This is a genomic window from Allobosea sp. (genome assembly GCF_036675845.1).
Classification (GTDB): domain Bacteria; phylum Pseudomonadota; class Alphaproteobacteria; order Rhizobiales; family Beijerinckiaceae; genus Allobosea.
Map to the genome: position 1 here is coordinate 1 of NZ_JAKFED010000025.1, position 24674 is coordinate 24674.

Below are 24674 nucleotides of genomic sequence, written 5' to 3' on the forward strand. Positions count from 1 at the left end.
GGCGGCCGCCGCAACCCGGCGATCATGGCGGCCCTGAATGCCCGCAGCGGTGCGCAGGCGATTCCCGCCGAGGCCGTCGGCTGGCGCGGCGACGCGATCGAGGCCGAATTGTTCGCCTTCCTCGCCATGCGGGCCAAGGCCGGCCTGCCGATCAGCTTTCCGCTGACCACGGGCGTGCCTGAGCCTATGAGCGGCGGGCGGATCGCGGCGGGGCGTTGACAGCGGCGGCGCGGCGGGGCTGAACGACTGCCATGAACAAATTCGCCTTCGAGCCCCTCGCCATCCCGGCGGTCGTGCTGGTCAGGCCGAAGAAATTCGGCGATGCGCGCGGCTACTTCATGGAAACCTGGAGCGCCGAGGCTTTTGCCGCGGCCGGGATCAACGCCGTCTTCGTGCAGGACAACCAGTCGCTCTCGGCAACGCGCGGCGTGGTGCGCGGCCTGCACTTCCAGGCGCCGCCGGTGCCGCAGGCCAAGCTGATCAGGGTGCTGAAGGGCGCGGTCTTCGATGTCGCGGTCGATCTGCGCGCCGGCTCGCCGAGCTATGGCCAATGGTGCGCCGCGACGCTGACGGCCGAGGGCGCCGAGCAGCTTTTCGTGCCGCATGGCTTCGCCCATGGCTTCTGCACGCTCGAGCCCGGCACCGAGGTCGCCTACAAGGTCGACGGCCCCTATGCGCCGGAATGCGAAGGCGGCCTTGCCTGGAACGACCCGGCGCTCGCCATCGACTGGCCGGTGACGGCCGGGGAGGCGCAGCTCTCGGGCAAGGATGCGGCGCTGCCCGGTTTCGCCGGGTTCGCCAGTCCCTTCCGCTCCGAGGCAGCCCCGTGAAGCGCTATCTCGTCACCGGCGGGGCCGGCTTCATCGGTTCGGCCGTGGTGCGCCATTTGATCGGGCAGACTCCGCATCAGGTGCTGGTCGTCGACAAGCTGACCTATGCAGGCAATCGCGACAATCTCGGGCCCGTCGCCAACGATCCGCGCCTGTCCTTCCTGCAGGCCGATATCGGCGATGCCGAGGCGATGCGCAAAGCCTTCAGCGAATTCCGGCCGCAGATCGTCATGCATCTGGCGGCAGAGAGCCATGTCGACCGCTCGATCGACGGGCCGGCGGCCTTCATCGCGACCAATATCGTCGGCTCCTTCGTGCTGCTGCAGGAGGCGCTGCTGCATTATCGTGGGCTGCCGCCGGCGGAACAGGCGCAGTTCCGCTTCCACCAGATCTCGACCGACGAGGTCTTCGGCTCGCTCGGCGCGGAGGGGCTGTTCAGCGAGACCTCGCCCTATCAGCCGACCTCGCCCTATTCGGCCTCGAAGGCGGCGTCCGACCATCTGGCGCGGGCCTGGCACCACACCTATGGCCTGCCGGTGGTGCTCTCGAACTGCTCGAACAATTACGGGCCGTATCACTTCCCCGAGAAGCTGATCCCGCTGATGATCCTCAACGCGCTCGAGGGCAAGGAACTGCCGGTCTATGGCGCCGGCGCCAATGTCCGCGACTGGCTGCATGTCGAGGACCATGCCAGGGCGCTCGCGCTGATCGCCGAGCGTGGCCGGCTTGGGGAGAGCTACAATGTCGGCGGCTCGGCCGAGCGCAGCAATCTTCAGGTGGTGAAGGCGATCTGCGGGCTGATGGACGAACTCGCGCCGGATGCCGCGATCGGCCCGCGCGGGAAGCTGATCCGCTTCGTCGCCGACCGGCCCGGCCATGATCTGCGCTATGCCATCGACGCCGGCAAGATCGAGCGCGAGCTCGGCTGGCGGCCGCAGGAGAGCTTCGAGAGCGGCCTTGCGAAGACCGTGCGCTGGTATCTCGACAACCGCGACTGGTGGAGCCGCATCCGCAGCGGCGTCTATCGCGGCGAGCGGCTGGGGGCGGGCTGAAGGGGCGCGAGGCTGCGACCTCGCGCCGCTTTCACCGGCTTGTCATTGGCAATCCCGCGCGAAAGCGGGCATCAAACCGGCATGTCTACGCTCAAGATGACCGCCCATACCGGGCTTACGCTCGCCAGGCGCGCCGCGCTCGCCCTCGCCTTGCTGATCCCGGCTGCGGCGCTTGCCGCGGAATCGACTGCGGTCACCTCGCCGCGGGTCGTCGCCACGCTGCTGTCGAGCCGTGACGCCGTCGCGCCCGGCGAGCGGTTCCAGCTGGCGCTGGTCCAGAAGATCGCGCCGGGCTGGCATACCTACTGGCAGAACCCCGGCGATTCCGGCGAGCCGACGAAAATCGACTGGACGCTGCCGGATGGCGCCAAGGCCGGGCCGATCCAGTGGCCGGCGCCGAGCGCCCTGCCGGTCGAGCCGCTGCTCAATTTCGGCTTCGAGGGCACGGTCGTGCTGCCGGTCGAGATCAGCGTGCCTGCGCAGGCGAAGCCGGGCGAGCGCTTCACGATCACCGCCAACGCGACCTGGCTGGTCTGCGAGAAGATCTGCATTCCCGAGGAGGGCGTGCTGAAGCTCGACCTGCCGGTCGAAGCGGCCGGGATCGTCGATGCGGCGGCGCAAGGCCGGATCGACCAGGCGCTGGCCGATCTCCCGAAGCCGGCCGGCTTCAAGGCCAAGCTCACCGCCAATGGCGCCGACAAGCTCGCGCTCGCCCTGCCCGGTCTGCCCGCCGGCGCCAGCGAGCTGCGCTATTTCCCGCTCTCCGACACGCTGATCGAGCACGCCGCCGCCCAGCCGAGCGAAGGTGGCTCGCTCACCCTGACGCGATCGAGCGCCTTCCGGATCGCGGAGCCGACCGTCGAGGGCGTCGTCACCTTCCGCGAGGGCGGCGCGCGCCGGGCGCTCTTGCTCAGCGCCGAGGTCGAGCCCGGCCTGATCCAGCAGGCGAGCGCGCCGGCCCGGCCACCCGCCGCCGTCACCCTGCCCGCTCTGCCGGCCCTGCCGGCCGAGGACCTGACCATCTGGCTGGCGCTGGCCTTCGCCTTCGCCGGCGGCCTGATCCTCAACCTGATGCCCTGCGTGCTGCCGGTGCTGTTCATCAAGGCGCTCGGCTTCGCGCAGGCGGCGCGGGCGAGCCGCAGCCAGGTGCGCCAGCAGGGGCTGCTCTTCCTTTCCGGCGTGGTCGCGACCTTCATGGTGCTGGCCGGGCTGGCGATCGCGCTCGGCGCCGGCTGGGGCTTCCAGCTGCAATCGCCGCCGCTGGTCATCCTGCTCGCCGTGCTGATGAGCCTCATCGGCTTCAACCTGATCGGCGCCTTCGAGATCGGCGGCAGGGTCCAGGGGCTCGGCGACGGGCTTGCCAGCCGCAGCGGCCCGCTCGGCGCCTTCATGACCGGCGCGCTCGCCGTCGTCGTCGCGACGCCCTGCACGGCGCCCTTCATGGGCGCGGCGATGGGCTATGCGCTGACGCAGCCGCCGGCGGCTGCACTCTCGATCTTCCTCGCTCTGGCGCTCGGCTTCGCCGCACCGGTGGTGGCGCTGTCCTTCGCGCCCGGCCTGCAGCGGCTCCTGCCCAAGCCGGGACCGTGGATGGTGGTGCTGAAGCAGGCCTTCGCCTTCCCGATGTTCGCGACCGCGATCTGGCTGATCTGGGTCGCGACGATGCAGGCCGGCGCGAACGGGGCGCTCGCCGCGCTCGTAGCCATCCTCGTTGCAAGCTTTTCGCTCTGGCTCATCGGCGTGACGCGGCGTTCCGGCCTGGTCCTACGCGCCATCGCCGCCGCCGCGGCCCTGCTGCTGGTCGGAGCGACCTCGGCCTTCGTGATCGAGAGCGCCGCACCGACGCCGCCCTCGCAGGCGCGCGCCGAAGCAAGCGATGCCTGGTCGCCGGCGCGGGTCGCCGAATTGCAGGCGCAAGGCAAGCCGGTCTTCGTCAACTTCACCGCGGCCTGGTGCATCACCTGCCTCGCCAATGAGCGGGTCGCGCTGTCGCGCCAAGAGGTGAAGGACGCCTTCGCCAAGCTCGGCGTCGCCACTCTCAAGGCCGACTGGACCAATCGTAACGCGGTGATCGCAGCGACGCTGGCCGAACATGGCCGGGCCGGCGTACCGCTCTACCTGTTCTATCCGGCGAGCAAGGGCGCCCAGGCGGAAATCCTGCCGCAATTGCTGACGCCCGACATCCTGATCGGAGCCGCCGAACGCGCTGCCGGCCGCGAGGTGAAGACTGCCGCCAGCGAAGAATGAATGCCTGACAGAAACGCCCGCCTTCAACCCGGAAGATGGAGACAGACATGAAAGCCGTGACCAGACAGACTTTCATCGCCGGCCTTGCCGTCACCGCACTGACACTCGTCGCGGGCACAGCCTTCGCGCAAGGCCCGGCGAAGCCCGGCGCGCCGGCTCCCGCCTTCTCGGTCGTCGATGTCGACGGCAAGACGCAGAAGCTCTCCGACTATGCCGGCAAGACGGTGATCCTCGAATGGACCAACCATGACTGCCCCTATGTCCGCAAGCACTACAACAGCGCGACCATGCAGAATCTGCAGAAGGACATGGCCAGGGAGGGCATCGTCTGGCTCTCGGTGATCTCCTCGCCCGCCGGCGAGCAGGGCCATGTCGACGCGGCCAGGGCCAAGGCTCTGACCAAGAGCCGCGATGCGGCGCCGGCCTCGATCCTGCTCGACCCGAAGAGCGCGCTGGCGCGGGCCTATGGCGCCCAGACCACGCCGCACATGTACATCATCGACCCGAAGGGCAGGCTGGCCTATGCCGGCGCCATCGACGACAAGCCCTCGTCGAGCGCCTCCAGCCTGAACGGCGCCAAGAGCTATGTCCGCCAGGCGGTGGCCGAGCTCAAGGCCGGCAAGCCGGTCTCGGAGCCGGCGACCAAGGCCTATGGCTGCGTGGTCAAATACGCGCCGGTGAGCTGACGCCGCATCCGGCAGCAGGATGTCCCGCTCCGGCGGCAGCGTAGCGTGGCCGGAGTGCCCGCCACGACGTCTCTGATTGACAACGCCGTGCCACGGCGATGGGATCGTCTTCAACCCGGCGGCTTGACCGGGTGGCGGAGGAGCGCAGCATGACGGTAGTGGCCCTGTTCGGTGCCGGCGGCAAGATGGGGATGCGGCTCGGCCGCAACCTCGCCGGCTCGCGCTTCGAGACCCGCCATGTCGAGGTCAGCCCCGCCGGGCAGGAGCGCGTCCGGCAGGCCTATGGCGTCGATTGCCAGCCGGCCGAGCAGGCGGTGGCGGGCGCCGAGGTCGTGATCCTCGCCGTGCCAGACACCCATGTCGGGGCCGTGGCGCGCGATCTCCTGCCGAAGCTCACTACGGGCACGATCGTCGTCATCCTCGATGCGGCGGCGCCCCATGCCGGCCACCTGCCCGAACGATCCGACATCACCTATTTCATCACCCATCCCTGCCATCCGCCGATCTTCAACGACGAGACCGATCCGGCGGCAAAGGCGGATCATTTCGGCGGCGTCGCGGCAAGGCAGCACATCGTCAATGCGCTGATGCAGGGGCCGGAAGAGCACTACGCGCTCGGCGAGGAGGTCGCGCGGACGATCTGGGCGCCGGTGATGCGCTCGCACCGGGTCAGCGTCGAGCAGATGGCGATCCTCGAGCCCGGCCTGTCGGAGACCGTCTGCGCCACCCTGCTCGACGCGATGCGCGAGGCGATGGAGGAGGCGATCGCCCGCGGCGTGCCGCGCGAGGCCGCCCGCGACTTCCTGCTCGGGCACATGAACATCCTGGCCGCCGTCACCTTCGAGCAGGTTCAGGGCGTCTTCTCCGATGCCTGCAACAAGGCGATCGTCTTCGGCAAGGACACCATCCTGAAGCCGGATTGGAAGCGCCTGTTCGAGCCGGAGGAAATCCGCGACAGCGTGCGCCGGATCACCTGAGGCGTCAGGTAAGCCGCTACAGCATGCTACTTTTACTCGGAACCGCTGCCGTCATCCTGGACAAGCCGCGGAGCGGCGTAGATCCGGGATCCATCGTAGGGCGCCGGAGCCTTATGATGGATCCCGGGCCGAGCTTCGCTCGCCCAGGATGACGGCAGTGTTTCCGAGTGAAAACAGCAGGCGCTACCCAAGCACCGCATAGGCCAGCAGCGCGGCGATCAGCCAGAGCGCCCAGTTGCCCCAGCGGCTGCGCGTGGCCTCGGCCCGGCCGATCGCCTGCACGCTCGCCTCGTCGAGCGAGAAGCCGTGGCGCGAGGCGTCCTCGAGCTGGCCGAGCACCCTCTCCGCACGACCCACCGTCTCGGGCAGGTTGGCGAGGCTGGACGCCAGCGTGCGCACGCCGCGCCCGACATCCTCGATCTTGCCGAGCGGGCCAAGATTGCGGGTGATCCATTCGCGCACCACCGGCTCGGCCGTGGTCCACATGTCGAGATGGGGGTCGAGCGTGCGGGCGACGCCCTCGACCACCACCATGGTCTTCTGCAGCATGACGAGCTCGGTGCGCGTCGCCATGTCGAACAGGCCGGTGATCTCGAAGAGCAGGGTCAGCACCTTCGCCATCGAGATCTCGTCGGCGTGCTTGTCGTGGATCGGCTCGCCGACGGCGCGGATCGCCTGGGCGAAATCGGCGACCGCATGATGGCCGGGGACATAGCCCGCCTCGAAATGCACCTCGGCGACGCGCCGGTAGTCGCGGGTGATGAAGCCGAGCAGGATCTCGGCCAGGAAGCGCCGCTCCTTGTGCCCGAGCCGGCCCATGATGCCGCCGTCGACGGCGACGAGCCGGCCCTGCGCATCGACGAACAGGTTGCCGGGATGCATGTCGGCATGGAAGAAGCCGTCGCGGATCGCATGCCTCAGGAAGGACTGGATCACATTGCGGCCGAGCGCCGGCAGGTCATGGCCGGCGGCGCGCAGGGCCTCGACATCGGAGAGCCGGATGCCGTCGATCCATTCGTCGACCAGCATCTCGCGGGCGGTGAGCTGCCAGTCCGGCGCCGGAATGCGGAAATCGGCATCCTCCTTGGTGTTCTCGATGAACTCCGAGAGCGCGGCCGCCTCCAGCCGCAGGTCCATCTCCATGGTGACGGAGCGCGCCAGCGTCTCGACGATGGCGACGAAACGCAGGCGCCGCGCCTCGGGCGAACGCCGCTCGGCCAGTTCCGCGCCGAAGCGCATGGCGGCGAGGTCGCGATGGAAACGGTCGCGGATGCCGGGCCGCAGGATCTTGACCGCGACCTCGGAGCCGTCCTTGAGCCGGGCGCGATGCACCTGCGCGATCGAGGCGGCGGCGACCGGCTCGCCGAACTCGGTGAAGATCGCCTCGACCGGCTTGCCGTGCGCCGCCTCGATCGCGGAGCGGGCCTGCGCCATCGGGAAGGGCGCCATCCGGTCCTGCAGGGCCGACAGGTCCTCGGCGATCTTCATGCCGACGACATCGGGCCGCGTCGCCAGGAACTGGCCGAACTTGACATAGGACGGGCCGAGCCGGGTCAGCGCCGCGGCGAGCCGGGTCGCCGAGGAACCGGCGCCCTTGCGCTCGATCAGCCGGCCGAGACCGATCAGGGCGCGCGCTGCCGGCGGCAGCACCGACGGGTCGACCAGAGCGAGCGCGCCCTCCCGGGCCAGCACGAAGCCGACCCGCGCCGAGCGGGCGAGATGGGCAAGGGCGGAGATCATGCGGCGGGAGCGTCCGTCATGGTCGGGCTCGGCCCGACCATCTCATGCCGAAAAGGGCTTGCTTCAAGAGATGCTCGGCGCAAGGCCGAGCATGACGGGAGGCACATTCTCACAGCTTCCAGCCGGAATGCAGTGCCACCACGCCACCGGTCATCGGCGTGAACGAGGCACGGCGGAAGCCGGCGGCCGCAATCATGTCGGCAAAGACCTGCGGGCGTGGGAATTTGCGGATCGACTCGACGAGGTACTGGTAGGGCTCGGCCTCGCCGGTGACCATGCGGCCCATCGGCGGGATGACCTTGAAGGAATAGGTTTCGTAGACCTTGTCGAGCAAGGGCACGTCGACATGGGAGAATTCGAGGCAGAGGAAGCGCCCGCCGCGCTTCAGCACGCGATAGGCCTCGGCGAGCGCCTTGTCGATGCGCGGCACGTTGCGGATGCCGAAGGCGATCGTATAGGCGTCGAAGGCGTTTCCCGGCAAAGCCAGCTCCTCGGCATTGCCCTGGACGAAGTGGATGCGCTCATCGCCCGGAAGGCGCTTCTGCGCCCGTTCGCGGCCGACGCTGAGCATCTCGGCATTGATGTCGAGCACCGTGACCTCGGTCCGGGGGCCGCCCGCCTCCAGCACCTTGAAGGCGACGTCGCCGGTGCCGCCGGCCACGTCGAGATGGGCGAAGGGCCGGTCGCGCGGGACTTTAAGCGCCGTGATCAGCGCCTCCTTCCAGAGCCGGTGCATTCCCGCCGACATCAAATCGTTCATCAGGTCGTAGCGACCCGCGACCTTGTGGAAGACATCGTCGACCTTGGCCTGCTTCTCGGCAAGCGGCACGGTCTCGAAGCCGAAATGGGTCGAATCTGAGGCTGCTGTCACGGCTAGGCTGCTCTTGTGGTTCGCTGCCGCGATGAATAGCCGAGCTAGGCTGGCTGCGCCATCGCTCAAACGGCTTTGCATTGACGCACTTGTTTGAGCATGATTCAAACTCCGATGAGTTTTGGGAATGGACGGGGTGGGTAAGCACGATACATCTCTGATCGGCGTGGGGCTCTATGCCCCAGCGGATGCCGCACGCCTGATCAACGTTCCCGCTGCTAAGCTGGCGCGCTGGCTGAAGGGCCATGGCTCCGGCAATCGAAGCTACCCACCGCTATGGAATCGCCAGATCGAACTCATCGACGGCGGCCTTTATCTGGGCTTCCTCGATCTCATACAGAGTCGGATGGCCTCAGCTTTCATTGAAGCAGGCCTAAGCGCCCAAAAGGTTCGCCGGGCGCTGGTTCTCGCAAGGGAGCTGATCGACAACGAGCATCCGTTTGCCACCTCTCGTTTCAGGACAGACGGCCGGACATTGCTGCTCGAAGCGTTGACTGATGCCGAAGACGACCGGCCGCTGGTCGATTTGTTCAAGCGTGGCCAATACGTCATGCGGAATGTCATCGAACCCAGTTTGAAAGGGATCGATTTCGAAACCGACATCGCAGCGAGATGGTGGCCTAAAGGGCGCTCGAGTGACATCGTCCTCGACCCAAAACGGCAATTCGGACAGCCCATCATTGAAAGCGTTGGTGTTCCCACCGCGGTCCTCAGCGCCGCGGCTTCTGCCGAAGGCTCAGTGACCAGAGCAGCCGAGATGTATCGTGTCAGTCAAGAAGCTGTGCAGCGAGCCGTCGATTTCGAACTCGGATTGTCTGCGTGAGGGTCTTCTTCGACAATTGCACTTCTCCCGTGCTTGCCGAAGTTCTCGACGCTTACATTCGCTCTTATGAGGGATCGGCCCGCCACATAAGAGCGATGACGGACTACGGTCTAAGGCATGATTCCGCAGACGTCGATTGGATAGAGCGGCTTAATTCTGATCGCCCCGCGGACTGGATCGTTATAACAAACGATGGCCAAATTCGGAGAAACAAAGCAAATCGAGCGGCATGGCTCCGGGCCGGCCTCAAAGGCTTCGTATTTGCCACCGGATTTCAGAAGATGCCGACGCACCAAGTGGCATCAACGCTCATTTGGCGGTGGCCCGAAATGGAGACGTTCGTACGATCGGCCGCACCGCGCTCCCTATTTGAGCTGCCGGTTAAACGGTCCGCTGGCTTTAAACCTTTGACAATCTAATGCCTGAACTTCCCGAGGTCGAAACCGTCAGGCGCGGGCTCGAACCGGCCATGCTCGGCGAGCGCTTCGCCCGCGTCGAGCAGAAGCGGCCGGATTTGCGCTTCCCCTTGCCCGAACGCTTCGCCGAGCGCCTGACCGGGCGCCGGGTCGAGGCGCTGTCGCGGCGGGCGAAATACCTGATCGCCGATCTCGACGACGGCCAGGCGCTGGTCATGCATCTCGGCATGAGCGGGCGCTTCATCGTCGAGGCGCCCGGCACGCCCCCGACCGAACCCGGCGCCTATTACAACGAGATCGGACGGCACCTGCAGCACGACCACGTCGTCTTCCATCTCGGCTCGGGGGCGCGGGTCACCTATAACGACGTCCGCCGCTTCGGCTTCATGGACCTCCTGCCGCGAGCCGGGCTGGAGAACTCCAGGCACTTTTCCGGCATGGGCATCGAGCCGCTCGGCAACGAGCTCTCAGGCGAGCTGCTCGCCCGGCTGTTCTCCGGCAAGGCCGCGCCGCTGAAGGCCGCCCTGCTCGACCAGCGCCTCATCGCCGGCCTCGGCAACATCTATGTCTGCGAGGCGCTGTTCCGGGCCGGGCTGCATCCGCAGGCGGAAGCCGGCTCGCTGGCGACGCCGACCGGAAAACCGCGCGAAAAGGCGCATGCGCTGGCGCAGATCATCCGCGAGGTGCTGGAGGAGGCCGTCGCCGCCGGCGGCTCGACCCTGCGCGACTTCGCCCATGCCGACGGCTCGCTCGGCTATTTCCAGCACCGCTTCCGCGTCTATGACCGCGAGGGCGCCCCTTGCGTGACGCCCGGCTGCGGGACGCTGGTGAAGCGGCTGGTGCAGTCCGGCCGCTCGACCTTCTATTGCGAGAGCTGCCAGAGGCGGGGGTGAGCGCTCGCTCATCGGCAGAAGCCGTTTCGGCTCCGCAACAATCATCCTCACTCCCCGGATTGGCCGGCTGCCTCAAGCGGTTTCGACGAATTTCGCGAGGTTCTCCAGCGTCGAGCGCAAGCCCGCGTCATGATCCTCCTTGCGGATGCCGGCTGGCACGTTCTCGCAGCGGATCGTCACCTCGGTTCCGCCGCGGACCTCCGCGAGCCGCCAGGTCATCGTCATCGTGCCGGCGAAAGCCGGATCGTCCGAGACGAAGTCGACCTCCCAGACGATGTGCTCGCCCGGCACGAGCGCGACGAACCTGCCCTCGACGATATCGCTATGTGCCGAAGCCTTGCCGGGCGTGGTGCGGCCGGGATCGTTATGGGTCAGGACGATGCGGTAGCTCCCGCCGAGGCGCGGCTCGAAGCGCTCGATCCGCGCGGTCATCCCCTTCGGCGCCAGCCATCCGGCCAGGGAAGCCCGATCGACGAAGGCATGTGAGATCACGCCCCGCGAGGCCCTGATGGTCCGCGAGGCCGTGTCGGTTCTCGTCGCGCCGGACATGCGCCTTTCCTCTCGATCCGGGGCCGAGACTAGCAGGACGGTTTCGCCAGAATGGGGCGGGAAGGCTCCGCCGGCTGCGCGGCAAACGCGCAGCCCCATGCCGCCTTGCGCCGGCACGCATGGACTTGAGCCGGTCCCGCCCGCTAATGCTGGCCGCGACAGCAGCATCCGGGAGGCCGCCATGGCTTATGAGACCATTCTCGTCGAGGTGAAGGGCAAGGTCGGCGTCATCACGCTGAACCGGCCGCAGGCTCTGAACGCGCTGAACGGCCAGCTCATCGCCGAGATCAACGCGGCCCTCGACGGCTTCGAGAAAGATGCCGGCATCGGCTGCACCGTGATCACCGGCTCGGAAAAGGCCTTCGCCGCCGGCGCCGACATCAAGGAGATGCAGGACCGGACCTATCCCGGCACCTATCTCGACGACAAGTTCGCCGATTGGGACCGGATCGGCCAGCGCCGCAAGCCAATCATCGCCGCGGTCGCGGGCTTTGCGCTCGGCGGCGGCTGCGAGCTCGCCATGATGGCCGATTTCATCATCGCCGCCGACAACGCCAAGTTCGGCCAGCCCGAGATCAACCTCGCCGTCATCCCCGGTGCCGGCGGCACCCAGCGCCTGACCCATGCGATCGGCAAGGCCAAGGCGATGGATCTGTGCCTCACCGGCCGGCTGATGGACGCGGCCGAGGCCGAGCGCGCCGGGCTCGTCGCCCGCATCGTGCCGCTCGCCGAGCTGATGAGCGAAGCGCTCAAGGCGGCCGAGCAGATCGCCGCCAAGTCGCTGCCCTCGGTGCTCACCGCCAAGGAATCGGTCAACCGCGCCTTCGAGGTGACGCTGGCCGAGGGCCTGCGCTTCGAGCGCCGCGTCTTCTCGGCGCTGTTTGCAACCCAGGACCAGAAGGAAGGCATGGCCGCCTTCGCCGAGAAGCGGAAGCCTGAGTTCAAGAACCTCTGAGGCCCGGAGCTCATGCCCGGGCTCGACCCGGGCACCTCCTGCGAGAGCTTCCCGGCTCTCCGCTGCGCTCCGGCCGGGAATGACGCGCCCGGCCGATCAACGTCCATGCATGGCCGGCCCGACATGGTTTGACTTGAAGCGCGCCGCGGCGACGGACACGATGCGCGCTTCGAGCCAACGGGATTCGCCATCATGACAACCGCCGCCCGCAGCCCCTCCAGCAGCGGCCTCGCGCTGCCGACCTATGCCGATGTCGAGGCGGCGGCAGAGCGCATCCGCGGCGCCGCGCACCGCACGCCGGCCCTGACCTCGCGCACCGCCAATGAGCGCACCGGCGCGAACCTCGTCTTCAAGGCCGAGAACCTGCAGCGCATGGGCGCCTTCAAGTTCCGCGGCGGCTACAACGCCATCGCCGCGCTCACGGCCGAGCAGCGCAAGGCCGGCGTCCTGACCTATTCCTCCGGCAACCATGCCCAGGCCATCGCCTATGCCGGCAGGCTGCTCGGCGCGCCGGCGACGATCATCATGCCGCAGGACGCACCGGCGGCGAAGGTCGCCGCGACCAAGGGCTATGGCGCCGAGGTCGTCACCTATGACCGCTACAGCCAGGACCGGCTGGCGCTGGGCGCCAGCATCGCCGCCGAGCGCGGCCTGACGCTGATCCCGCCTTACGACCATCCGGACGTCATCGCCGGCCAGGGCACGGCGACCAAGGAGCTGATCGAGGACGCCGGCCCGCTCGACATCCTGCTGGTCTGCGTCGGTGGCGGCGGGCTGCTGGCCGGCGGCCTGCTCGCCGCCAAGGCGCTCAACCCCGGCTGCCGCGTCTACGGCGTCGAGCCCGAGGCCGGCAATGACGGGCAGCAATCCCTGCGCAAGGGCGAGATCGTCAAGATCGACGTGCCCAAGACCATTGCCGACGGGGCGCAGACGTCGTTCCTCGGCGACTACACCTTCCCGATCATCCGCGACCTGGTCGAGGACATCGTCACGGTTCCGGACGCGGCGCTGGTCGCGGCGATGCGCTTCTTCGCCGAGCGCATGAAGCTCGTGGTCGAGCCGACGGGCTGCCTTGCGGCAGCGGCGGCCTTCACCGGGGCGGTGCCGGTCGAGGGCAAGCGCGTCGGCGTCATCCTGAGCGGCGGCAATGTCGACCTCGCCAGCTTCGCGCGCTTCATCGGCGAAGGCGCATGAGCGAAATCGAGAGCATCCTGTCGCCGGAGGTCCCGGCCCCGGCCGGGCATTATTCCCAGGCCGTCGCCTATAAGGACCTGGTCTTCGTCTCCGGCCAGCTCGCCCCGCGCCCGGACGGCAGCCACACCGCGGCCGAGCCTTTCGCGGTGCAGGCGCGCCAGGCGCTCGCCAACCTGCTGGCGGTGCTCGCCGCCGCCGGCTCCGGGCCGGCCGAGGTGCTGAAGGTCACGGCCTATCTGGTCGGCGGCGCGCATTGGGCCGAGTTCAACGCGATCTACGCCGAGGTCTTCGGGCCGCACCGCCCGGCACGGGCGGTGGTGCCGGTGCCGGAGCTGCATTACGGCTATCTGATCGAGGTCGAGGCGGTGGCGATCCGGTGCGTCCCGGGCTGAGCTCACCAGGCCGGCTTTTCCGCGTTGACGGCGGCGCCGCCAGCGACTATAGCCTCAGCCCTCGCGACGGCCTGCTCCGGCAGGACCGTCGCTCGTGTTTTTCAATCAAGGTCCGCGGTCAGCGTCAGCCGGCGAGAAGCCAGGCGCCGCCGCGATGAGGACGAGGACGAACCATGGCCAATACGACTTCGGCCAAGAAGGCCACGCGCAAGATCGCGCGGCGCACCGAAGTGAACAAGGCGCGCCGCAGCCGCATGCGCACCTTCCTGCGCAAGGTCGAGGAGGCGATCGCCTCCGGCGACAAGGGGGCCGCCGCCGAGGCGCTGAAGGCCGCCCAGCCGGAGATCATGCGGGCCGCCCAGCGGGGCGTGGTCCACAAGAACACCGCTTCGCGCAAGGTCTCGCGCCTGGCCCACCGCATCGGCGCGCTGGCTTCCTGACCAGCCGTTCCGCAGAGCGGATTTGAACGTGTTTCAACCCGGCCCTTCGGCCGGGTTTTTCTTTTGCCGCGCCCGCCTTCGGCAGCGCCGCAACAGGCAGACGAAAAATTCCCTTCCAGCGCTGATTCCGCAATCTTTGCATGGCCTTCCGGGCTTGACTCGGCGCGCGTTTTAGGGGTCCGAAAACGCGTCCTGACGGGTTTTTGACCGCACAAAATTAGGCCATATTTATCATCACCTTAGCGGGCAAAGCATTTGCCGGAGGCGATTCCCGAGGCTTCCCGCACCCCCTTTCGGGGTGCCGGAAAAAAAAGATTCGGCTCCTTCGCGGTAGCCCATCGGTAAAGAAAACCTTAACTTCCCCAACCTATTGCAAGCCGTCTACCGGTAGGTCAGAGGCTGGGGTTCCCGGGCTGAATCCGGATAGCCGGCAGAGGGGGATATTGCCCCCGTTCGAGGCCTCCCTATAAGGTCTTTTCAGCGCCGGACGGACAGCGATGTCGGGCCGGAATTTCCGAAGATCGAAACTTGTTTTGGCTTGCAACCGGAGGGGGTTGGGGGAATGCGGCTCTTTATCTTGGTATGCCGACCGATTGAGATGAAGAGCGGTTTCGCCCCTCGAAGGGTCCGCTGGACCTGAGCTGAAGACAAGCGCCGGAACGGCCCGGGCCTCCGGCCTCTTTGGGCCTGCCGGACTTTACGCTTCCACCAGAAATAGCGCTGCCGACCGGTTCCGCCGGCGGGCCGAACACGCGCGCAACATATTGAACAGGGCGATTGAAAAATGTTGGAGCGGATCGAGACGGGCGATTTTGCCGATACAGCGACGGGTTCCGCCCTTGCGAGACTGACCCTGGCCAAGACGGGGGCCGCTGCCGCGGCGAAGGAGAGCTGGGATCGCGTCCGTCGCCGTCTGCGTGCCGAGCTCGGCGAGGACGTGTTCTCGAGCTGGTTCGCGCGCGTCGAGATCTGCTCCGTCGTCGAAGGCGTCGCCCATCTCACCGTACCGACCCGCTTCCTGAAGAGCTGGCTCGAGGCCCATTATGCCGAGCGCCTGCGTGCCCATTGCATGGCCGAGCTCGACGCGCCCCACGGCGTCTCGCTGAGCGTCCGCCAGGTGGCGCGCGACGGCGCCGAGCCCCGGCTGGAAAACCCGGCGCAGCGCGCAAGGGCTGCGGCCGTCCGCGCCCCGGCGCCCGCCCTTGCCGAAACCTCCGCCACCGCCGCGACTCTGCCGCCCAGCGAGCGCGACCTGATGGACGCCTGCGGCACGCTGCTCGACCGCCGGATGAGCTTCCAGAGCTTCGTCGTCGGCAAGTCGAACGCGCTCGCCTTCGCCGCCGCCGAGCGCATCTCGGCCGCGCCGGCCGGCGCGACGCCCTACAACCCGCTCTACATCCATGCCGGCGTCGGCCTCGGCAAGACGCATCTGATCCAGGCGATCGCCCAGGATGCGCGCCAGCACGGCAAGCGCGTCGCCTATTTCACCGCCGACCGCTTCATGTACGGCTTCGTCGCGGCGCTGAAATCGCAGACCGCCCTCGCCTTCAAGGAGAAGCTGCGCGGCATCGACCTGCTCATCGTCGACGACGTGCAGTTCATCCAGGGCCGCTCGATCCAGCAGGAATTCGGCCACACCATCAATGCGCTGATCGACGCCGGCAAGCAGATCGTCGTCGCGGCCGACCGGCTTCCGGGCGATCTCGAGACCATGGACGAGCGCATCCGCTCGCGCCTTGCCGGCGGTCTCGCCGTCGAGATCGGCGAGCTCGACGAGACGCTGCGCGTCAAGATCCTGACCAGCCGGCTCGACGCGCTCAAGGCGGCGCATCCGAGCTTCCAGGTCAATCCGGACGTGACCGCCTATGTCGCCCGCGCCGTCGCCACCAATGGCCGCGATCTCGACGGCGCCGCCAACCGCATCCTGGCGCATGCGACGCTGACCGGGGCGACGGTGACGATGGAGACGGCGGAAGCCGCGATCCGCGATCTGGTGCGGACGCGCGAGCCGCGCCGCGTCAAGATCGAGGAGATCCAGAAGCTGGTGGCGACGCGCTACAATGTCAGCCGGGCCGACATCCTCTCGGAGCGCCGCACCGCCGCGGTGGTCAAGCCGCGCCAGATCGCGATGTATCTCGCCAAGGCGCTGACGCCGCGCTCGCTGCCCGAGATCGGCCGCCGCTTCGGCGGGCGCGACCACACCACGGTGCTGCACGCCGTGCGCAAGATCGAGAAGGCGATCGGCGAAGACCGCCTGCTCCATGACGAGGTCGACCTGCTGAAGCGCATGCTGCAGGAATAAGGCCGGCCGGAAGCAAGCACCGCGCGTTAAGCTGCGCGCGCGTTAAGCTGTGGTTGCAGGCGCCGGCGCCCTTGCGCCGGCGCAGGCGCTCCGGCAATGTCGCGGGCCCATTCCGCCGCCCGCCTCCCGGCGAGCGCCAGCACATGCCAGAAGACGCCCATGAAGGTTACGGTCGAACGCTCCACGCTCCTGAAATCGCTGGGGCATGTCCATCGCGTCGTGGAACGCCGCAACACCATCCCGATCCTCTCCAACCTGCTGCTGCGCGGCAGCGAGGACGGGCTGAAGCTGAAGGCAACCGATCTCGACATCGAAGTGGTCGAGACGGTCGCCGCCGATGTCGCCGAGCCCGGCGCGACCACGGTCCCAGCGCATACGCTCTACGACATCGTCCGCAAGCTGCCGGACGGCGCCCAGGTCTCGCTGGAGACGACCGGCGAGACCGGCCAGATGGTGCTGCGCTCGGGGCGCTCGCGCTTCACCCTGCAGACGTTGCCGGAAAGCGATTTCCCCGACATCACCGCCGGCGAGATGGCGCATCGCTTCGTGCTGCCGGCCGGCGAGTTCAAGCGCCTGATCGACAAGACCCAGTTCGCGATCTCGACCGAGGAGACGCGGTACTACCTCAACGGCATCTACCTGCACGCCATCGACGTCGAGGGCCGCCCGGTGCTGCGCGCGGTCGCGACCGATGGCCACCGCCTCGCCCGCGTCGATACCGCCGCCCCGCAGGGCGCGCTCGGCATGCCGGGCGTGATCGTGCCGCGCAAGGCCGTGGCCGAGATCCAGAAGCTGCTCGAGGATGGCGAGAGCGAGGTCCAGGTCGAGCTTTCGGCCACCAAGATCCGCGTCGCGGCGGCGGCCGTAGTGCTGACCTCGAAGCTGATCGACGGCACCTTCCCCGACTACCAGCGCGTCATCCCGAGCGGCAACGACAAGCTGCTCACCGTCGACAGGGGCGATTTCGCCGCTTCCGTCGACCGGGTCTCGACCATCTCCTCCGAGCGCGGCCGGGCCGTGAAGCTCTCCATGGCCGATGGCCGCATGACGCTGTCGGTGACCAATCCCGATTCCGGCTCGGCGACCGAGGAGATCGAGGTCGACTATGATGCAAGCCCGCTCGATATCGGCTTCAACGCCCGCTATCTGATGGACATCGCCGCCCAGCTCGACGGCGACACCGCCTTGCTGAAGCTCGCCGACCCGGGCTCGCCGACGGTGATCCAGGACCGCGAGGGCGCCTCGGCACTCTATGTGCTGATGCCGATGCGGGTCTGACCTCTGCGCGGCTGACTTGATGTCGAAGCCCTCATCCTGAGGAGCGCCGCAGGCGCGTCTCGAAGGATGGTTCAGATGTCACCGGAGCCACCTGGAGCATCCTTCGAGACGCCGCTTCGCGGCTCCTCAGGATGAGGGCCTGAGATATGCTCGGAGAGGTTATCGCCCCTTGACCGCGGTCTCCCGCGTCACGCTGCAGAACTTCCGCTCCTATCCGGCCCTCGATCTTCCGATCGAGGGCCGGCTCGTTGCGCTCTGCGGCGAGAACGGCGCCGGCAAGACCAATCTGCTCGAGGCGCTCTCGCTGTTCGCGCCCGGCCGCGGCCTCAGGCGCGCCGACCTCGCCGAGATGGTGCGGGTGCCCGGCGATGGCGGCTTTGCCGTCTCGGTCGCGCTGGCCGATGACGGCGCCCGGCTCGGCATCGGCCTGGAGCCTCCCGATGGCGAAGGCAGGCGCGCCCGCCTCGCCCGGATCGACGGCGCCCCGGCCGGCTCGGCACTGGCCTTCAGCGAGTATCTGCGCCTGGTCTGGCTGACGCCGGACCTCGACGGCCTGTTCCGCGGCTCGGCCGGCGAGCGCCGGCGCTTCCTCGACCGGCTGGTGCTCGCCGTCGACCCGGCCCATGGCACGCGCTCGAACGCGCTCGAGAAGGCGCTGCGCTCACGCAACCGCATCCTCGAGGAAACGCCCTTCGAGCGGCGCTGGCTCGATGCGGTCGAGCGCGAGATCGCCGAGCTCGGCGTCGCGGTCGCCGCCGCAAGGGCCGAAACGGTGGCGCGGCTTTCCGCGATCATCGAGCAGAGCCGCGACGAAAGCTCGCCTTTCCCGCATGCGCAGATCCGGCTCGAAGGCGAGATCGATGCGCTGGTGGCGCAATGGCCGGCCCTCGACGCCGAGGACCACTATCGCGAGCTGCTGGCGCAGATGCGTCCGCGCGACAAGGCAGCCGGCCGGACGCTCGCCGGCCCGCAGGCCTCCGACCTCGTCGTCCGCCACGCCGTCAAGGACATTCCGGCCGGCCAGGGCTCGACCGGCGAGCAGAAGGCGCTGCTGATCGGCCTGATCCTCGCCCATGCAAGGCTGGTCGCGAGCATGAGCGATCTGCCACCGCTGGTGCTGCTCGACGAGATCGCCGCGCATCTCGACCCGCGCCGGCGCGCCGCGCTCTATGCCGGCTTAAGCGAGCTCGGCTGCCAGGTCTGGATGACCGGCGCCGACCCGGCCCTGTTCGGCGACCTGCCGCCACAGGCGCAGCGCTTCCTGGTCACGCCGGGAAAGGTGGCGGCGCTGCCGTGAACCGCTGCGGTGGCATGCGTCACGCGTCCTGATCGCAGCCATCACGCAAGCCGATGGGACATAGTCACGGCCCGCTGTTAAGCTTGCCGGCCAGAGCAGTGGCGCGACGCAGGGACGAAACGCATGGACATCGCCAGTTTCATGGTCTTCGCCGGGGTCTATTTCCTGGCGGTCGCCTCGCCGGGGCCCGGCATCGCGGCGCTGGTGGCGCGCTCGCTCTCGACCGGCTTCCGGCGCGCCGTGCCCTTCGTGCTCGGCATCGCCGCCGGCGACCTGGTCTGGCTCGCCTTCTCGGCGCTCGGCCTGTCGCTGCTGATGCAGAGCTTCCACACCGTCTTCGTCGTGATCAAGTACGCCGGCTGCGCCTATCTGATCTATCTCGCCTGGAAGCTCTGGACCACGCCGGTCGAGAGCCAGTCGGCGGCTCCCGCCATCCGTGGCGAGGGCCTGCGCCTGTTCTTCGGCGGCGTCGCACTGACGCTCGGCAATCCGAAGGTGATGGTGTTCTTCGTCTCGATCCTGCCGCTGGTGGTCGATCTCAGCGCGATCACGCCGGTGCTGTTTGTCGAGATCGCGGTCCTGACCATGGTGATCATCAACACCACGCTGCTGGCCTATGCCTTCGCCGCCGACCGGGCGCGGCGGCTGGTCTCGAGCCCGCGCGCCATGCGCCGGATCAACCGCGTCACCGGCGGCGTCATGGCCGGCGCCGCGGCGGCGATCGCCACCCGCGGCTGAGCGGGCAGGAAGACGCCATGCCAGGCCGCATCATCGAGCCTGCGAGCTGGGCCAAAACGCCCGGCGAATGGCGCGGCGAACTCCAGGGCTTCGGCGGCGGGCTGTCGCTGATCTTCGTTGCGGCCGGAATCGGCGAAGGGCCGCGCCTGCACAGCCACCCCTATCCCGAGACCTTCATCATCCGCGCCGGCCGCGCCCTCTACACCATCGGCGAGGAGACGATCGAAGCGGAGGCCGGGCAGATCCTGGTGGTGCCGGCCGGCGTGCCGCACAAGTTCCGCAATCTCGGGCCGGGTAAGTTGGAATCGATCGACATCCACGCCAGCGAGACCTTCATCACCGACTGGCTGGAGTGAGCGCTTTTAGCGCCCGCCCTTGGCGGCGATCAGCTTCGCGACTTCGCTCTGGCCACGCTTGCGGGCATGGGCGAGCGGCGTGACGCCGTCCTTGTCGGCGAGGTTGGGGTTGGCGCCGGCATCGAGCACGAGCTTGGCCACCTCCTGATGGCGCGGTCCGCCATCGCCGAGGATCACGATCTCGAGCAGGCAGGTCCAGCCGAGATGATTGACATGGTCGAGGTCGATGCCGCTGGTCAGGAGCAGCTTCACCGTCTCGACATGGGCGCGCTCGCAGGCCGGGATCAGTGCATTGCCGCCATAGCGATTGCGGATCGTAAGATCGGGCTTCAGCGGCAACATAGCGGCGACGATCTCGCTGCGGCCGCTGGCGCCGGCGAGCAGCCAGGGCGTGTCCTGGTTCGCGGCCTGGGCATTCGGGCTGGCGCCGGCCGCGAGCAGCGCCCTGGCGACTGCGACATGGTTGCCGGCGACGGCGCGCAGCAGCGGCGTCTGGCCTTGCGCATCGCGCTGTTCGAGATCGGCCCCGGCGGCGATCAGCCGGCCGACCTCGGTGGCATTGCCGGAGGCCGCGGCGGAGAGCAGATCGGTCCGGGCTGCGCCTGCGCTCGTCATCAGCATCGCTCCCGCTAGGAGGCCAGCCAGCAGCTGGCCGTTCCGTTTCACCGCCCGCCCTCGAGCAACCGGCCGACCACCCGGGCGGTATAATCGACCATCGGCACGATGCGGGCATAGTTCAGCCGCGTCGGCCCGATGATGCCGACGACGCCGACGATGCGCTGCTCGCCATCGCGGAAGGGGGCGGCGACGATCGAGGAGCCGGACATCGAGAACAGCTTGTTCTCGGAGCCGATGAAGATGCGCACCCCGTCGCCGGCCTCGGCGCGGGTCAAAAGGTCGATCAGCTCGGTCTGCGTCTCGAGATCGGCGAAGAGCAGGCGGATGCGCTCGAGATCCTCCTGCGCCTTCAGGTCCTCGAGCAGGTTGGCCTGGCCGCGCACGATCAGATGGCGGTCGCCGGAGGGGCCCGACGAGGTCGCGATCCCGCTTTCGACGAGCCGCGCCGTCAGCCCGTCGAGCTCGCTTTCCATCTGGGCGCGGCTCTCGTCGATCTCGCGGCGGATATCGGCCAGCGTCTTTCCGGCGATGCGGGCGTTGAGGAAGTTGCCGGCCTCGACCAGCGCCGAGGCGGGCAGGCCGGGCGGCAGCGCCAGCAGACGGTTCTCGACCGTGCCGTCATCGGCGACGAGCACGACGAGGGCGCGATTGGCGTCGAGCCGGACGAACTCGATATGCTTCAGCCTGGCATTGGCCTTGGTGGTGACGACGACCCCGGCGCCGCGCGAGAGCCCCGACAACAGGGCGGAAGCCTCGGTCAGCGCCCCGTCGAGCGTGCGGCCGCTGGCGGCGGCCTTCATCTGCGCCTCGATGCGGGCGCGCTCCTCCGAGGTGAGATTTCCCACCTCCATCATGGCATCGACGAAGAAGCGCAGGCCCCGCTCCGTCGGCAGGCGCCCGGCCGAGGTATGCGGCGCGTAGATCAGCCCCGCCGTTTCCAGATCGGTCATGACGTTGCGCACCGTCGCCGACGAGAGCGTCATCGGCAGCAGCCTTGCGATGTTGCGCGAGCCGACCGGCTCGCCATTGGCGAGATAGCCGTCGACGATCTGGCGGAAGATCTCGCGCGAGCGCTGATCGATCTCGACCAGACCGCCGGGCGAATCCGGGCGCGTATGGGCGCTCATCTAGCGGCGAAGGAGGTTCTGGACATGCCGCATTGTCCCTTCGCCGGCGCGGCGGATCAAGTGGGATGTGCAGCCCTCGCCTTGCCGCCCCCCTTTGAAGCGCCTACAAGCCGCCAACTCCGAAAAGCAGGACAATGATGATGAGACCCTCCAAGCGCGCCGCCGACGAGATGCGCAAGGTCACGCTCGAGCGCGGCGTGGTGCGCTATGCCGAGGGCTCCTGCATGGTGAGCTTCGGCGAGACCAAGGTGCTCTGCGCCGCGACCGTCGAGGAAAAGGGGCCGCCCTGGCTGCGCGGCACCGGCAAGGGCTGGGTCACGGCCGAGTATTCGATGCTGCCGCGCGCCACCCATGAGCGCACCCGCCGCGAGGTCACCTCCGGCAAGCCCTCTGGCCGTACGCAGGAGATCCAGCGCCTGGTCGGGCGTTCGCTTCGCGCCGTGGTCGACCTGACCGCGATCGGCGAGCGCCAGATCGTGGTCGATTGCGACGTGCTCCAGGCCGATGGCGGCACCCGCACCGCCTCGATCACCGGCGCCTGGATCGCCCTGCACGACGCGCTGAAATGGATGGAAGGGCGCGGCATGCTCAAGGGCACCAATCCGCTGAAGGACCATGTCGCCGCCGTCTCCTGCGGCATCGTCGCCGGCAATCCGGTGATCGATCTCGATTATGTCGAGGATTCGGGCGCGCAGACCGATGCGAACTTCGTCATCACCGGCACCGGCGGCCTGGTCGAGGTCCAGGGCACGGCGGAGGGCGCGCCGTTCTCGGAGGACGAGCTGATGGCCCTGCTGAAGCTGGCCAAGGACGGGGTCGGCAAGCTGGTGACGCTGCAGAAGGCGGCGGTGGCGTAAACGCTGTCATATTTGAGCTGGGAAACATCGCGTCATCCCGGACGCAGCGAAGCGGAGATCCGGGATCCATCGAAGGGCGCCGTGTTCTACGATGGATCCCGGGGCAAGCCCGGGATGACCACGCGTTTCCGAGCCAGGAAAGGCAACAACAGTGAGCACCTACCGCCCCCTCACCGGCAAGGTCGTGATCGCGACCCATAACCAGGGCAAGTTGCGCGAGATGCGCGAATTGCTGGCGCCCTATGGCGTCGAGCTGGTGTCGGCGGGCGAGCTCAACCTGCCCGAGCCCGAGGAGGACGGCCACATGTTCGCCGAGAACGCGGCGATCAAGGCGGCGGCGGCGGCGAAGGCTTCGGGATTGCCGGCGCTGGCCGACGATTCCGGCATCTGCATCGACGCGCTCGACGGTGCGCCCGGCCTGTTCTCGGCCAACTGGGCCGGTCCCGGCAAGGATTTCGCCCCGGCGCTCGCCCGGGTGCAGGCGGAGCTGGCGAAACGCGGCGCGACCGCACCGGAGCAGCGCCGCGCCCATTTCGTCTCGGCGCTGGTGATCGCCTGGCCGGACGGGCATCAGGAGCTGTTCGAGGGCCGCGTCTTCGGCGTGGTCGTGCACGCGCCGCGCGGGCTCTCCGGCTTCGGCTACGACCCGATCTTCCAGCCCGCCGGCTATCACAAGACCTTCGGCGAGATGACGGCGGACGAGAAGCACGGCATTCCGGCCGATGGCTCGCCCGGCCTGTCGCATCGCGCCCGCGCCTTCCATGTGCTGGCCGCGGCCTGCCTTAGGAAACCCGGTTGAGCGCGGCGGCCGCCCTCGCCGCGCGGTCCGGCGTGCCGGAGCATCCGACCGCGGATGCGGGCTTCGCCGTCTATGTGCACTGGCCGTTCTGCCTGGCCAAATGCCCCTATTGCGACTTCAACTCCCATGTCCGGCACACGCCGCCGGACCAGGCCCGCTATGTCGCGGCCTTCCGGCGCGAGATCGCGCATCGCGCCGCGCTGGCACCGGGACGGACCGTCTCCTCGGTGTTCTTCGGCGGCGGCACGCCCTCGCTGATGGAGGGCCGCACCGTCGGCGCCATCCTCGAGGCGATCGGCGAGCACTGGGCGGTCGACCCCAATTGCGAGGTCTCGCTGGAGGCCAACCCGACCAGCGTCGAGGCCGGGCGCTTCCGCGATTTCAGGGCAGCGGGGGTCAATCGCGTCTCGCTCGGCGTGCAGGCGCTGAACGATGCCGATCTCAAGGCGCTCGGCCGGATGCATTCGACGCAGGAAGCGCTCGATGCGGTGGCGATCGCGCGGAAATATTTCGAGCGCTATTCCTTCGACCTGATCTATGCCCGCTCGCCGAATCAGACGCCGGCGCTGTGGCGGGCCGAGCTCGAGCTGGCGATCAGCCATGCCGCCGAGCATCTCTCGCTCTACCAGCTCACCATCGAGCCCGGCACCGCCTTCGACCAGCTCTTCCGCGCCGGCAAGCTCGCCATCCCCGATCCCGATGCCGGCGCCGTGCTCTACGAGATCACGCAGGAGATCACCGCCAGGCACGGCCTGCCGGTCTACGAGATCTCGAACCATGCGCGGCCTGGCGCCGAATGCCGGCACAACCTGGTCTATTGGCACTATGGCGAATATGCTGGCATCGGCCCCGGTGCGCATGGAAGGCTGGTGACGGCGGACGGCCGGATGGCGCAGTCGACCGAGAAGCGGCCCGAGAGCTGGCTGGAGCGGGTCGAGGCGGACGGCGACGCCCTGGTCGAGAACGAGCTGCTCAATGCCGAGGCGCAGGGCGACGAGTATCTGCTGATGGGGCTGCGCCTGGTCGAAGGCATCGATCTTTCGGTGTTCGAGAAGCTCGCCGGCCGGAAGCTCAACTCGAACCGGATCGGCAGCCTGATCGCGGAAGGCTTCCTGACCGCCAAGCCCGGCGGCCGGCTCGCCGCGACCCCGGAAGGCGCCCTCCTGCTCGACGCGCTCGTCGCCGATCTCGCCGCCTGACCGGCGCGACTCTCGATCATTCAACCGATTTAAATCGA

26 protein-coding genes are annotated in these 24674 nt (G+C 68.3%); 21 read left to right on the forward strand and 5 right to left on the reverse strand.

The features are described from left to right. The 6 genes from V6M56_RS01405 to V6M56_RS01430 form a co-directional block, all read left to right on the forward strand. Nucleotides 1-219, forward strand: a 219-nt coding sequence (locus tag V6M56_RS01405; RefSeq protein WP_332680780.1) for an anhydro-N-acetylmuramic acid kinase, incomplete at its 5' end; no start/stop codon positions are given. A 32-nt stretch (nucleotides 220-251) separates the two neighbouring features. Then, nucleotides 252-830: a dTDP-4-dehydrorhamnose 3,5-epimerase gene (rfbC, locus tag V6M56_RS01410; protein WP_332680781.1), complete on the forward strand. Its 579-nt coding sequence runs from the start codon at nucleotides 252-254 to the stop codon at nucleotides 828-830. Then, a complete protein-coding gene (gene rfbB / locus V6M56_RS01415) occupies nucleotides 827-1882 on the forward strand; it encodes a dTDP-glucose 4,6-dehydratase (protein WP_332680782.1) in 1056 nt (351 codons plus the stop codon). Before rfbC ends, rfbB begins: the two co-directional genes overlap by 4 nt. Nucleotides 1883-1963: 81 nt before the next feature. After that, on the forward strand, nucleotides 1964-4129 hold the full coding sequence (locus V6M56_RS01420; RefSeq protein ID WP_332680783.1) for a protein-disulfide reductase DsbD family protein: 2166 nt from the start codon (nucleotides 1964-1966) through the stop codon (nucleotides 4127-4129). Nucleotides 4130-4176: 47 nt separating this feature from the next. After that, the gene (locus V6M56_RS01425; RefSeq protein ID WP_332680784.1) at nucleotides 4177-4815 is read left to right on the forward strand and encodes a redoxin domain-containing protein; all 639 of its coding nucleotides are present in this window, start codon (nucleotides 4177-4179) and stop codon (nucleotides 4813-4815) included. A gap of 149 nt (nucleotides 4816-4964) precedes the next feature. Continuing rightward, on the forward strand, nucleotides 4965-5792 hold the full coding sequence (locus V6M56_RS01430; protein ID WP_332680785.1) for a phosphogluconate dehydrogenase C-terminal domain-containing protein: 828 nt from the start codon (nucleotides 4965-4967) through the stop codon (nucleotides 5790-5792). A gap of 183 nt (nucleotides 5793-5975) precedes the next feature. Here V6M56_RS01430 and ubiB read toward each other — a convergent pair whose 3' ends face one another. After that, nucleotides 5976-7532, reverse strand: a complete 1557-nt coding sequence (ubiB, locus tag V6M56_RS01435) for a 2-polyprenylphenol 6-hydroxylase (protein WP_332680786.1) — start codon at nucleotides 7530-7532, stop codon at nucleotides 5976-5978. A 109-nt stretch (nucleotides 7533-7641) separates the two neighbouring features. Next, nucleotides 7642-8403, reverse strand: a complete 762-nt coding sequence (ubiE, locus tag V6M56_RS01440; RefSeq protein ID WP_332680787.1) for a bifunctional demethylmenaquinone methyltransferase/2-methoxy-6-polyprenyl-1,4-benzoquinol methylase UbiE — start codon at nucleotides 8401-8403, stop codon at nucleotides 7642-7644. 127 nt (nucleotides 8404-8530) lie between these two features. Between ubiE and V6M56_RS01445 the strand changes: the two genes are divergently transcribed. Genes V6M56_RS01445 through mutM form a run of 3 tightly spaced genes read left to right on the forward strand, consistent with a single transcriptional unit; the run spans nucleotide 8531 to nucleotide 10535 of the window. Then, nucleotides 8531-9226: a hypothetical protein gene (locus tag V6M56_RS01445; RefSeq protein ID WP_332680788.1), complete on the forward strand. Its 696-nt coding sequence runs from the start codon at nucleotides 8531-8533 to the stop codon at nucleotides 9224-9226. Continuing rightward, entirely contained in the window at nucleotides 9223-9645 is a 423-nt protein-coding gene (locus V6M56_RS22635) for a PIN-like domain-containing protein (RefSeq protein WP_442881053.1), read from the forward strand. The genes V6M56_RS01445 and V6M56_RS22635 overlap by 4 nt, the downstream gene beginning before the upstream one ends. After that, nucleotides 9645-10535, forward strand: a complete 891-nt coding sequence (gene mutM, locus V6M56_RS01450) for a bifunctional DNA-formamidopyrimidine glycosylase/DNA-(apurinic or apyrimidinic site) lyase (protein ID WP_332680789.1) — start codon at nucleotides 9645-9647, stop codon at nucleotides 10533-10535. The genes V6M56_RS22635 and mutM overlap by 1 nt, the downstream gene beginning before the upstream one ends. Nucleotides 10536-10607: 72 nt before the next feature. On the opposite strand, the gene V6M56_RS01455 is transcribed toward mutM, so the two are convergent. Beyond that, nucleotides 10608-11267: an SRPBCC family protein gene (locus V6M56_RS01455; RefSeq protein ID WP_332680790.1), complete on the reverse strand. Its 660-nt coding sequence runs from the start codon at nucleotides 11265-11267 to the stop codon at nucleotides 10608-10610. On the opposite strand from V6M56_RS01455, the gene V6M56_RS01460 reads away from it, so the two are divergent. The 9 genes from V6M56_RS01460 to V6M56_RS01500 all read left to right on the forward strand — a co-directional run bounded on the left by V6M56_RS01460 (nucleotide 11266) and on the right by V6M56_RS01500 (nucleotide 20036). Beyond that, on the forward strand, nucleotides 11266-12039 hold the full coding sequence (locus V6M56_RS01460) for an enoyl-CoA hydratase (RefSeq protein WP_332680791.1): 774 nt from the start codon (nucleotides 11266-11268) through the stop codon (nucleotides 12037-12039). The genes V6M56_RS01455 and V6M56_RS01460 overlap by 2 nt on opposite strands. 192 nt (nucleotides 12040-12231) lie before the next feature. Then, nucleotides 12232-13233 (forward strand): threo-3-hydroxy-L-aspartate ammonia-lyase, encoded by a 1002-nt coding sequence (locus tag V6M56_RS01465; RefSeq protein WP_332680792.1) that lies wholly within the window; start codon nucleotides 12232-12234, stop codon nucleotides 13231-13233. Then, the gene (locus V6M56_RS01470) at nucleotides 13230-13625 is read left to right on the forward strand and encodes a RidA family protein (protein WP_332680793.1); all 396 of its coding nucleotides are present in this window, start codon (nucleotides 13230-13232) and stop codon (nucleotides 13623-13625) included. Before V6M56_RS01465 ends, V6M56_RS01470 begins: the two co-directional genes overlap by 4 nt. A 173-nt stretch (nucleotides 13626-13798) precedes the next feature. Beyond that, complete coding sequence (gene rpsT, locus V6M56_RS01475; protein ID WP_332680794.1) at nucleotides 13799-14065, forward strand: 30S ribosomal protein S20; 267 nt, start codon at nucleotides 13799-13801, stop codon at nucleotides 14063-14065. A gap of 784 nt (nucleotides 14066-14849) precedes the next feature. Then, on the forward strand, nucleotides 14850-16367 hold the full coding sequence (dnaA, locus tag V6M56_RS01480) for a chromosomal replication initiator protein DnaA (protein ID WP_332680795.1): 1518 nt from the start codon (nucleotides 14850-14852) through the stop codon (nucleotides 16365-16367). A 159-nt stretch (nucleotides 16368-16526) separates the two neighbouring features. Next, the gene (gene dnaN, locus V6M56_RS01485; protein WP_332680796.1) at nucleotides 16527-17645 is read left to right on the forward strand and encodes a DNA polymerase III subunit beta; all 1119 of its coding nucleotides are present in this window, start codon (nucleotides 16527-16529) and stop codon (nucleotides 17643-17645) included. 169 nt (nucleotides 17646-17814) lie between these two features. After that, the gene (gene recF / locus V6M56_RS01490; RefSeq protein ID WP_332680797.1) at nucleotides 17815-18942 is read left to right on the forward strand and encodes a DNA replication/repair protein RecF; all 1128 of its coding nucleotides are present in this window, start codon (nucleotides 17815-17817) and stop codon (nucleotides 18940-18942) included. Between the two features lie 123 nt (nucleotides 18943-19065). Next, nucleotides 19066-19680: a LysE family translocator gene (locus V6M56_RS01495; protein WP_332680798.1), complete on the forward strand. Its 615-nt coding sequence runs from the start codon at nucleotides 19066-19068 to the stop codon at nucleotides 19678-19680. Nucleotides 19681-19697: 17 nt separating this feature from the next. Continuing rightward, entirely contained in the window at nucleotides 19698-20036 is a 339-nt protein-coding gene (locus tag V6M56_RS01500) for a cupin domain-containing protein (protein WP_332680799.1), read from the forward strand. Between the two features lie 6 nt (nucleotides 20037-20042). Here the strand turns inward: V6M56_RS01500 and V6M56_RS01505 are convergent, their stop codons facing one another. Both V6M56_RS01505 and hrcA read right to left on the reverse strand, forming a co-directional pair. Further along, on the reverse strand, nucleotides 20043-20651 hold the full coding sequence (locus V6M56_RS01505) for an ankyrin repeat domain-containing protein (RefSeq protein WP_332680800.1): 609 nt from the start codon (nucleotides 20649-20651) through the stop codon (nucleotides 20043-20045). A 47-nt stretch (nucleotides 20652-20698) separates the two neighbouring features. After that, nucleotides 20699-21781, reverse strand: a complete 1083-nt coding sequence (gene hrcA, locus V6M56_RS01510; RefSeq protein WP_332680801.1) for a heat-inducible transcriptional repressor HrcA — start codon at nucleotides 21779-21781, stop codon at nucleotides 20699-20701. A gap of 140 nt (nucleotides 21782-21921) precedes the next feature. On the opposite strand from hrcA, the gene rph reads away from it, so the two are divergent. From rph to hemW, 3 genes are all read left to right on the forward strand, one after another. After that, nucleotides 21922-22638 carry a ribonuclease PH gene (gene rph, locus V6M56_RS01515; RefSeq protein ID WP_332680802.1) on the forward strand — a complete coding sequence of 239 codons (717 nt, stop codon included), beginning with the start codon at nucleotides 21922-21924 and terminating at the stop codon, nucleotides 22636-22638. Between the two features lie 151 nt (nucleotides 22639-22789). Then, on the forward strand, nucleotides 22790-23437 hold the full coding sequence (gene rdgB, locus V6M56_RS01520; RefSeq protein WP_332680803.1) for an RdgB/HAM1 family non-canonical purine NTP pyrophosphatase: 648 nt from the start codon (nucleotides 22790-22792) through the stop codon (nucleotides 23435-23437). Then, on the forward strand, nucleotides 23434-24636 hold the full coding sequence (gene hemW, locus V6M56_RS01525; RefSeq protein ID WP_332680804.1) for a radical SAM family heme chaperone HemW: 1203 nt from the start codon (nucleotides 23434-23436) through the stop codon (nucleotides 24634-24636). Before rdgB ends, hemW begins: the two co-directional genes overlap by 4 nt. The last annotated feature ends 38 nt before the right edge of the window (nucleotides 24637-24674 follow it).

Excerpts from the sequence above, each read along its gene's own strand:
- rfbC (WP_332680781.1), top strand. The coding sequence starts at position 252 with ATGAACAAATTCGCCTTCGAGCCCCTCGCCATCCCGGCGGTCGTGCTG.
- V6M56_RS01420 (WP_332680783.1), top strand. The coding sequence starts at position 1,964 with ATGTCTACGCTCAAGATGACCGCCCATACCGGGCTTACGCTCGCCAGG.
- V6M56_RS01425 (WP_332680784.1), top strand. The coding sequence starts at position 4,177 with ATGAAAGCCGTGACCAGACAGACTTTCATCGCCGGCCTTGCCGTCACC.
- V6M56_RS01430 (WP_332680785.1), top strand. The coding sequence starts at position 4,965 with ATGACGGTAGTGGCCCTGTTCGGTGCCGGCGGCAAGATGGGGATGCGG.
- ubiB (WP_332680786.1), bottom strand. The coding sequence starts at position 7,532 with ATGATCTCCGCCCTTGCCCATCTCGCCCGCTCGGCGCGGGTCGGCTTC.
- V6M56_RS01445 (WP_332680788.1), top strand. The coding sequence starts at position 8,531 with ATGGACGGGGTGGGTAAGCACGATACATCTCTGATCGGCGTGGGGCTC.
- mutM (WP_332680789.1), top strand. The coding sequence starts at position 9,645 with ATGCCTGAACTTCCCGAGGTCGAAACCGTCAGGCGCGGGCTCGAACCG.
- V6M56_RS01460 (WP_332680791.1), top strand. The coding sequence starts at position 11,266 with ATGGCTTATGAGACCATTCTCGTCGAGGTGAAGGGCAAGGTCGGCGTC.
- V6M56_RS01455 (WP_332680790.1), bottom strand. The coding sequence starts at position 11,267 with ATGGCGGCCTCCCGGATGCTGCTGTCGCGGCCAGCATTAGCGGGCGGG.
- V6M56_RS01465 (WP_332680792.1), top strand. The coding sequence starts at position 12,232 with ATGACAACCGCCGCCCGCAGCCCCTCCAGCAGCGGCCTCGCGCTGCCG.
- V6M56_RS01470 (WP_332680793.1), top strand. The coding sequence starts at position 13,230 with ATGAGCGAAATCGAGAGCATCCTGTCGCCGGAGGTCCCGGCCCCGGCC.
- rpsT (WP_332680794.1), top strand. The coding sequence starts at position 13,799 with ATGGCCAATACGACTTCGGCCAAGAAGGCCACGCGCAAGATCGCGCGG.
- dnaA (WP_332680795.1), top strand. The coding sequence starts at position 14,850 with ATGTTGGAGCGGATCGAGACGGGCGATTTTGCCGATACAGCGACGGGT.
- dnaN (WP_332680796.1), top strand. The coding sequence starts at position 16,527 with ATGAAGGTTACGGTCGAACGCTCCACGCTCCTGAAATCGCTGGGGCAT.
- V6M56_RS01495 (WP_332680798.1), top strand. The coding sequence starts at position 19,066 with ATGGACATCGCCAGTTTCATGGTCTTCGCCGGGGTCTATTTCCTGGCG.
- V6M56_RS01500 (WP_332680799.1), top strand. The coding sequence starts at position 19,698 with ATGCCAGGCCGCATCATCGAGCCTGCGAGCTGGGCCAAAACGCCCGGC.
- V6M56_RS01505 (WP_332680800.1), bottom strand. The coding sequence starts at position 20,651 with ATGACGAGCGCAGGCGCAGCCCGGACCGATCTGCTCTCCGCCGCGGCC.
- hrcA (WP_332680801.1), bottom strand. The coding sequence starts at position 21,781 with ATGAGCGCCCATACGCGCCCGGATTCGCCCGGCGGTCTGGTCGAGATC.
- rph (WP_332680802.1), top strand. The coding sequence starts at position 21,922 with ATGAGACCCTCCAAGCGCGCCGCCGACGAGATGCGCAAGGTCACGCTC.